General features: G+C 47.7%; 8 protein-coding genes and 1 tRNA gene. All 9 read left to right on the forward strand.

All coding sequences use genetic code 11. The features are described 5' to 3' along the window. Positions 1-35 precede the first annotated feature (35 nt). The 9 genes from L9G74_RS16515 (at position 36) to L9G74_RS16555 (ending at position 7,738) form a co-directional block, all read left to right on the forward strand. Positions 36-2,207, forward strand: coding sequence for a prolyl oligopeptidase family serine peptidase (locus tag L9G74_RS16515; RefSeq protein WP_238897605.1), 2,172 nt, complete (start codon positions 36-38; stop codon positions 2,205-2,207). Positions 2,208-2,334: 127 nt separating this feature from the next. Beyond that, positions 2,335-2,739: a tol-pal system-associated acyl-CoA thioesterase gene (ybgC, locus tag L9G74_RS16520; RefSeq protein ID WP_238897634.1), complete on the forward strand. Its 405-nt coding sequence runs from the start codon at positions 2,335-2,337 to the stop codon at positions 2,737-2,739. Further along, positions 2,729-3,418 carry a protein TolQ gene (gene tolQ, locus L9G74_RS16525; protein ID WP_238897607.1) on the forward strand — a complete coding sequence of 230 codons (690 nt, stop codon included), beginning with the start codon at positions 2,729-2,731 and terminating at the stop codon, positions 3,416-3,418. The genes ybgC and tolQ overlap by 11 nt, the downstream gene beginning before the upstream one ends. Next, on the forward strand, positions 3,415-3,852 hold the full coding sequence (gene tolR / locus L9G74_RS16530; RefSeq protein ID WP_238897609.1) for a protein TolR: 438 nt from the start codon (positions 3,415-3,417) through the stop codon (positions 3,850-3,852). Before tolQ ends, tolR begins: the two co-directional genes overlap by 4 nt. Position 3,853: 1 nt before the next feature. Continuing rightward, positions 3,854-4,816, forward strand: coding sequence for a cell envelope integrity protein TolA (gene tolA, locus L9G74_RS16535; RefSeq protein WP_238897610.1), 963 nt, complete (start codon positions 3,854-3,856; stop codon positions 4,814-4,816). 9 nt (positions 4,817-4,825) lie between these two features. Continuing rightward, positions 4,826-6,151: a Tol-Pal system beta propeller repeat protein TolB gene (gene tolB, locus L9G74_RS16540; RefSeq protein WP_238897612.1), complete on the forward strand. Its 1,326-nt coding sequence runs from the start codon at positions 4,826-4,828 to the stop codon at positions 6,149-6,151. Between the two features lie 27 nt (positions 6,152-6,178). After that, positions 6,179-6,721: a peptidoglycan-associated lipoprotein Pal gene (gene pal / locus L9G74_RS16545; RefSeq protein WP_238897614.1), complete on the forward strand. Its 543-nt coding sequence runs from the start codon at positions 6,179-6,181 to the stop codon at positions 6,719-6,721. A gap of 12 nt (positions 6,722-6,733) precedes the next feature. Further along, entirely contained in the window at positions 6,734-7,495 is a 762-nt protein-coding gene (gene ybgF, locus L9G74_RS16550) for a tol-pal system protein YbgF (RefSeq protein ID WP_238897615.1), read from the forward strand. Between the two features lie 167 nt (positions 7,496-7,662). Further along, positions 7,663-7,738: transfer RNA gene (locus L9G74_RS16555), tRNA-Lys, on the forward strand.

Genomic DNA, 7,738 nt, shown 5'->3' on the forward strand with positions numbered 1-7,738 from the left:
CCATAAGCAGACTTTTATATAGATAGAGGAAAACTATGCTGAATAAGCACAAAATTGGGATATTAGCGTTTGCACTGGTGAGTTGCACAAGCATCAGTGGTTGTGATTCAACGTCTGAAAATTCATCTGCTAAAAACGTGAGCCAACCAACACTTGCACCCTATCCAGTTGCGCGAGCGACGGACTTGACCGAGACATTACATGGTACTGAAGTCGCCGATCCGTATCGCCATTTAGAAGAGGACTCGGCGGAAACTCAGGCGTGGGTTAAGGCTGAGCAGCAATATGGTGCGGCATACCTCAATGCTATTCCTAACAAGCAAGCGGTAGTTGATCGCATTACCCATCTTTGGAATTACGAAAAATTCTCGGCGCCTATTGAACGTGGCCAACGTAACTTCTTTTTCCGTAATAATGGCTTACAGGCACAATCGGTACTTTATGTAACGGATGCCGGTGGCAATGAACGTGTGTTACTTGATCCCAATAAGCTGTCTGAAGATGGCACGGTGGCGTTGACGGGGATCGACATCAGTGAAGATGGCAACACTTTGGCTTATGGTGTGTCTGCGTCGGGATCTGATTGGCAGTCGTGGCATTTTATTGATGTGGCAACAAATAAAAAACTTAACGACGAATTGCAATGGATTAAGTTTTCAGCGGCGGTATGGGACAAGAATAGCAGTGGCGTTTACTACGCGCGTTATGACGAACCCAAAGGTGGTAACGTTATGGCCGATACCAACTTTGGTCAAAAAGTGTATTTCCATAAAATGGGCACGGCACAGGCTGATGATGTGTTGATTTTTGAACAGCCTGAGCATCCTGAATGGGGCTTTGGTATTGGTGTCAGCGATGACGGCGACTATTTATTGTTGTATGTCTCGCAAGGGACGGATAGCCGCAATCGCTTCTTCTACAAATCACTCAAACAACCAAGCGACGTTATCGCATTGATTCCTGAGCTAGAAGCCGAATATCAGTTTATTGGTAACGAAGGCAACATTTTTTACTTTAAAACCGATTACCAAGCACCAAATGGTAAAGTCATAACGATTGATATCCAGCATCCAGAAAAAACGAATTGGCAAACTATCATTCCAGAGTCAGCCGACCCAATCGATACCGTTAGAATCATCAATAATCACCTCGTTGTGAGTTCATTACATGATGTCATCAGCAAGATGGCTATTTATGCGATGAATGGTAAGAAGCTGCAGGATGTCGCAACACCTGGGCAGGGGGCCGTTGCGGGACCATCTGGTAGTGCTAAAAATGACTATTTTTATTACAGCTACAACAGCTATATCCAACCGACTTCCACCTATAAGTTTGATTTTAAAACCGGTGAATCTAGTACTTATATGCAGCCTAAAGTGGCGTTTGACCCGAACGACTACACTTCAGAGCAGGTGTTTTACACCAGTAAGGATGGCACTCGTGTGCCAATGCTGATTTCCTACAAAAAAGGTCTGAAAAAAACTGGCGATAACCCAACGCTGCTGTATGCCTATGGTGGGTTTGCTATCTCGATGACACCACGGTTCAGTCCCGCAACTATTGCATGGCTAGATATGGGCGGTATTTATGCGGTGCCAAATATTCGCGGTGGTGCGGAATATGGTGAAAGCTGGCATCAGGCCGGGATGTTCGATAAGAAACAAAACGTGTTTGATGACTATTATGCCGCTGCTGAGTACTTGATCGACCAAGGCTATACCAATAGTAAAAAACTCGGGGCTTATGGCCGTAGTAATGGCGGTTTGTTAATGGGGGCCGCGGTCACCCAACGCCCAGAGCTGTTTGCCGCTGTGTTACCAGCTGTCGGTGTATTGGATATGTTGCGTTTCCAAAAATTCACCATTGGCTGGGCTTGGACTAGCGAGTACGGCAGTGCTGATAACGCGGAGCAATTTCCTGCATTACTGGCATATTCGCCGTATCATAATGTGAAAGCACAAGCTTATCCGGCAACGATGATCATGACTGCAGATCATGATGACCGTGTTGTCCCTGCTCACAGCTTCAAATTTGGCGCGATGATGCAAGCCAAACAGCAGGGCGATAAACCGATCATCATGCGAATCGAGAGTAATGCCGGTCACGGTGGCGGCAAGCCGACCGCGATGCAGATCGATGAGCAGGCTGATATCTATAGCTTCCTTTGGCAAGCGTTTGGATTGCAACTCCCAAGCCAGATCCACTGATTAAGCATCGGTTAAGCTTAATAAAAATAAACTGGGGGCCTTCGTGCCTCCTTTGCTGTTATGCCATTCACAATCTGTGGGCGGATCGGTATAGTAGGCATCATTTGTGGCAGGGACAAAGCAATTGATGATGTTTCGCTGGCCGATTACAGTTTATTACGAAGATACCGACGCTGGTGGCGTGGTATATCATTCTAATTATTTGAATTTTTTTGAGCGCGCTCGTACTGAATGGTTGCGTGCGCTCGGCATCAGTCAACAGCAATTGTTGGCTGATGATATCGCTTTTGTCGTGAGACATGCGGATATTGATTTTCGTAAAGCGGCGCGCTTTGAACAGCAACTCGAAGTGGTGAGCACTATTGCTGAAACTAAACGCGCCTCTCTCGTTTTTGATCAACAACTTGTTGATGCTGACGGCCAAGTTTATTGTGCAGCGACCGTTGTGGTCGTGTCCGTATCACTATCTAAAATGAAACCCGTTGCCATACCGCCCCACATTTTGCAGGAGTTTAAGCAAGGTGAACGCTGAAATATCATTTATTGGATTATTTTTACAAGCCAGCTTGCTGGTGAAATTTGTCATGCTGACGTTGTTGACCCTCTCCATCGTCTCATGGGGGGTTATCTTGCAACGGCGGCGAGTATTGGGTGATGCGCGCCGTAACGCCGAACGCTTTGAAGAGAAATTCTGGTCTGGTGTTGACTTAAATAAGTTCTATCAAGAACTGTCGTCACGCCAAGACAGCAATTCGGGCATGGAAAGCATGTTTGTCTCCGGCTTCAAAGAGTATGCTCGACTGAACAAAACTAGCCATAAAGTGCCGGGCGCCATTATGGACGGTAGTTATCGCGCAATGCGTATCGCGTTGTCTAAAGAGTTAGATAAGATGGAAACCCATCTGCCATTATTGGCTACCATAGGTTCAACCAGCCCATATATCGGCCTGTTTGGTACCGTATGGGGGATTATGAACGCCTTTATTGCGCTTGGTGCAGTGCAAAACGCCACCTTGGCGATGGTTGCGCCGGGTATTGCAGAGGCATTGATTGCCACCGCGATGGGTCTGTTCGCCGCTATTCCAGCGGTAATCGCCTATAACCGTTTTTCTACCCAAGTGGAAAAATTGGAAATGGCCTACGCCAACTTTATGGAAGAGTTTTCCAGCATTCTGCACCGTCAAGCCTACAGCGATAGGGAAGAAGCATGAACCAAGGTTACCAGCGTAAACGGCGTCGGCCGGTCGCTGAAATCAACGTAGTGCCCTACATCGACGTGATGTTAGTGCTGTTGATTATCTTTATGGTGACCGCGCCGATTGTTTCACAAGGCGTTAAAGTAGATTTGCCGCAAGCGGCAGCTGAACCGCTGTCTGCTGACAGCAAAGCGCCGATTATTGTATCGATTGACGCCGAGGGCGAATATTTCGTTACCGATGGCGCTAGCCCGATCAAAGCCGCAATCAATGTGTCTGATGCAACGTCACAAGTCGTTGCTATTTTACAAGTAGAGCCAGAGCGTCCAGTTGTAGTGAAAGGCGATCGCGCTATTCCATACGAAAAAGTGATCCAACTGATGGCAACACTGCAAAAAGCAGGTTTACCATCAGTGGGTTTGATGACTGACTCACCGGAGGATAATTAGCGTGTCCGGTAATCAGAATATGAAGTTGCCGATCATCATATCGGCAACGATTCACGTTGGGGTCATTGTGGCGTTGGCGCTGAATATCGATTTTTCGTCAAAGCCTGAGATGTTAGCTGCACCTAATACGCAGCCGGAAGCGCTCAAAGCTGTCGCCATCGAGCAAAACAAGGTTGATGATTACGTTAAGCAAGTGAAGCAAGAACGTGCCGATACCGCCCGTAAAGAACGTGAACGCCAAGCCGAGTTAGATCGCAAAGCTGAAGACGCGCGCAAGGCGCGTGAGCAAGAACAGCAACGTATTCAAAAATTGGCAGAAGAGCGTAAGCAGCAAGAAGTGGAGGCGCAAAAAGCCGCCGCTGCTACTGAAGCCGCTCGGATAAAACAGCAACAAGAGCAAGAAAAAGCCGCGAAAGCAGAAGCTGCGCGTAAGCAGAAAGAGCAAGAGCGCCAAGCTGCGGAAGACGCGGCGAAGAAAGCCGAAGCAAAACGCCAAGCTGAAGAAGCCGCCGCGAAAAAAGCGGAAGCTGAGCGCAAAGCTCGTGAAGAGGCTGAACGTAAAGCGCGCGCCGAAGCTGAGCGTAAACGCCAAGCGGAAGAGGCTCGTCGCCGCCAAGAACAAGAGATGCAAGATGCACTCGCGGCTGAGCAAAGTCAGTTAAGTGCTGCCCGTTCTCAGCAGTTGATGAGCGAAGTCAACAAGTACAAAGCGATGATTACCTCCACCATCCAACGTAACTTGGTGGTGGATGACTCTATGCGCGGTAAATCTTGTAAAGTACAAGTACGCTTAGCATCTGATGGTTTTGTGACTAACGTCAGTATTTTAGGCGGCGACCCACAAGTCTGCCGTGCAACACAAAATGCCATCAATAAAGCAGGGCGTTTGCCAGTATCACCAGAGCCTGATGTATACCAGCAGATGAAAGAAATCAACCTGGAAGTAAGACCTGAGTTTAATTAAAGGAGTCCCATGAAAGCGTTTGTCAAAGGTCTAATGTTGTTGGCGATTGTGATGGTTAAACCATCATTCGCCGCATTGGATATTGTCATTACTGAGGGGGTTGACGCAGCTCGACCTATCGCCGTGGTGCCTTTTGTGTGGCAAGGTGTAACGCCCGCACCGTCATCTATCTCTGAAGTCGTTGCCAGCGATTTAAGCCGCAGCGGTACTTTCAAACCGTTGGATGAAACCGGTTTAGGTCAACGTGCCATCGGTGAAGCGAGTAGCTTTAATCCGGAAATGTGGCGCAATGTGTCGGCCGAAGCGGTGTTGATGGGGAACATCAAACCTTACGGGAATAACCAATATCTGGTGAGTTTTGACTTGGTAGATTTGGTGAAAGCTCAGATGCAAGGCGCGGGTCCTCAAGCACGTAGTGAATATCTGCTTGATAGCCGTCAGACCGTGATCAGTGCTGAGCAATTCCGCCAGTACGGTCACCGTATTAGCGATATCGTGTATGAAAAACTCACGGGCATTAAAGGCGCATTCTTAACCCGTATCGCCTACGTGGTTGTGGAGCAACGCCAGAGCAACCCGTACCAGTTAATGATTGCCGATTATGACGGTTATAACGAACAGATGTTGCTGCGTTCACCTGAACCGCTGATGTCACCGTCATGGTCACCTGATGGTCGCAAGTTAGCTTATGTGAGTTTTGAGAACAAAAAAGCCGAGATCTTTGTTCAAGATATCTATAGCCGTACTCGCGTAAAAGTCACTAGCTATCAAGGGATTAATGGTTCACCAACGTTTTCGCCAGATGGCAAAAAGTTAGCTATCACGCTATCCAAAGACGGTCAGCCTGAAATCTATGTGGTTGATATTGCCAGTGGCGCTCTGCAGCGCATTACCAACCATTATGCGATTGATACGGAGCCATCTTGGTTCCCTGATGGTAAATCTTTGCTGTTTACCTCCGAACGCGGTGGTCGTCCACAGCTGTATCAAGTGGAGTTAGCCAGCAAGCAAGTGACTCGCCTAACCTTTGAGGGTGAGTGGAACCTTGGTGGTACCGTCACTCCTGACGGCCGTAGCCTGATTTTTGTAAACCGTACGAATGGCAAATTCAATATTGCCCGTATGGACTTGAAAACCCGCTTTATGCAGGTATTAACATCAACCAAACTCGATGAATCGCCTAGTGTTGCACCAAATGGCACTATGGTAATTTATGGAACAACCTATGGCAGCAAACAAGTGCTTGCCGCCGTATCGGTTGATGGTCGCTTTAAAGCACGATTGCCAGCTGGCGAAGGGGATGTTAAGTCACCAGCATGGTCACCATTTTTATAACGAACGATTTCTAAAAAGGATGATGTAATGGAATTTAATAAAATTGTAAAAACATTAGCCGTTGCACTGCCGTTGATGACCTTAGCAGCGTGTAGCTCTACTTCAGAATCTGACACTGCGGCAGGCGATGCTACCACCGGTAGCGGCCAGTATGGTGCTAATGGTGCTGGGGGTATCGAGATGGGCGGCGCTAGCCAAATGATGACACCAGAAGAGCAGCAACGTCAGCAGTTCCAAGAGTTGCGTCAAGACAATGTCATTTACTTTGAATTTGACCGTAGTGAAATCGGTGGTACTTATGCGCAACTGTTAGAAGCCCACGCGGATTACCTAACTAAGCACCCAAGTGTGCGAGTGCTGATTGAAGGTCACACCGACGAACGTGGTACCCCAGAGTACAACATCGCGCTGGGTGAACGCCGTGCTAAAGCCGTAGCAAAATACATGCAAGGTTTAGGTGTATTACCTAGCCAAATGAGCATCGTCAGCTACGGTGAAGAAAAGCCAGCGGATTTGGAACATACAGCAGATGCTGAAGCCAAAAATCGTCGTGCAGTTTTAGTTTACTAAGGGTTAGTGGCAATGAAAAAATCGCTTATCGCCATAGCATTGGTGTTGTCAGGTGCGGCTCATGCCGCACCTGCGCCTGTCACTGAAGTCGGTGGCAATAGCAGCAGCGGTAGCGCCGCAGATCGTATTGATCGCTTAGAGCGGATTATTAAAGCGCGTCAGCAATCGGAAGTGGACATGCAGCGCCGCTTAGATGCACTACAACAAGAAGTGCTAGATTTACGCGGGCAAGCCGATCAGCAAAACTATCAAATTGAGCAGATGTTGCAGCGTCAGCGTCAGCTTTACGATGAAATTGCCAATATGACGGCCAATAAAGGCGCGGTGAATAACAGTGCTGTTGTGGCGACGCCCACCGTGGCCATCAGCAATAGTACTGCACCAGCTTCTTCATTATCGGAGACCGATGCCTATCAGCGTGCGGTGGATTTGGTGCTGAAGCAACGTCAGTACGCAGAGGCTATTCCGGCATTCAAAGAATTTATCAGTCAATATCCCAACTCCAACTATGCTGATAATGCTAACTATTGGTTAGGGCAGCTGCTGTACAACCAAGGTGATTTAGCGCAAGCAAAAGTGGCGTTTGAAAATGTGGTGAACAATTTCAAAGAGTCAGGTAAGCGTGGCGATAGTTTAGTGAAGCTTGGAATGATTGCTGAAAAATCAAATGATAAAAATGCAGCAACCGGTTTTTATAACCGGGTGTTGAAAGAGTACGCCAACAGCGCTGCTGCTCGTATTGCACAACAGCAATTGGCTGCAATTAAGCCATGATTTTACAGCAATTAACCAAAAAATCCCCAGCTCGATGGTTTTTCAGGCAAACAATAAAAAAAGCAGATTTTGCGCTTGCATGAGAAACTGAAAACGGTATTATAGGCGCCCACAGCACGGGGCCACTGGAAATAACCTCGGAAACGCGCTGTAAAGTTTGAAAAAATGGGTCGTTAGCTCAGTCGGTAGAGCAGTTGGCTTTTAACCAATTGGTCGAAGGTTCGAATCCTTCACGACCCACCA

The organism is Shewanella electrica, from assembly GCF_022321485.1.
Taxonomy (GTDB): domain Bacteria; phylum Pseudomonadota; class Gammaproteobacteria; order Enterobacterales; family Shewanellaceae; genus Shewanella; species Shewanella electrica.

Coding starts and splice junctions, on each gene's coding strand:
- L9G74_RS16515 (WP_238897605.1), top strand. CDS start 36: ATGCTGAATAAGCACAAAATTGGGATATTAGCGTTTGCACTGGTGAGT.
- ybgC (WP_238897634.1), top strand. CDS start 2,335: ATGATGTTTCGCTGGCCGATTACAGTTTATTACGAAGATACCGACGCT.
- tolR (WP_238897609.1), top strand. CDS start 3,415: ATGAACCAAGGTTACCAGCGTAAACGGCGTCGGCCGGTCGCTGAAATC.
- tolB (WP_238897612.1), top strand. CDS start 4,826: ATGAAAGCGTTTGTCAAAGGTCTAATGTTGTTGGCGATTGTGATGGTT.
- pal (WP_238897614.1), top strand. CDS start 6,179: ATGGAATTTAATAAAATTGTAAAAACATTAGCCGTTGCACTGCCGTTG.
- ybgF (WP_238897615.1), top strand. CDS start 6,734: ATGAAAAAATCGCTTATCGCCATAGCATTGGTGTTGTCAGGTGCGGCT.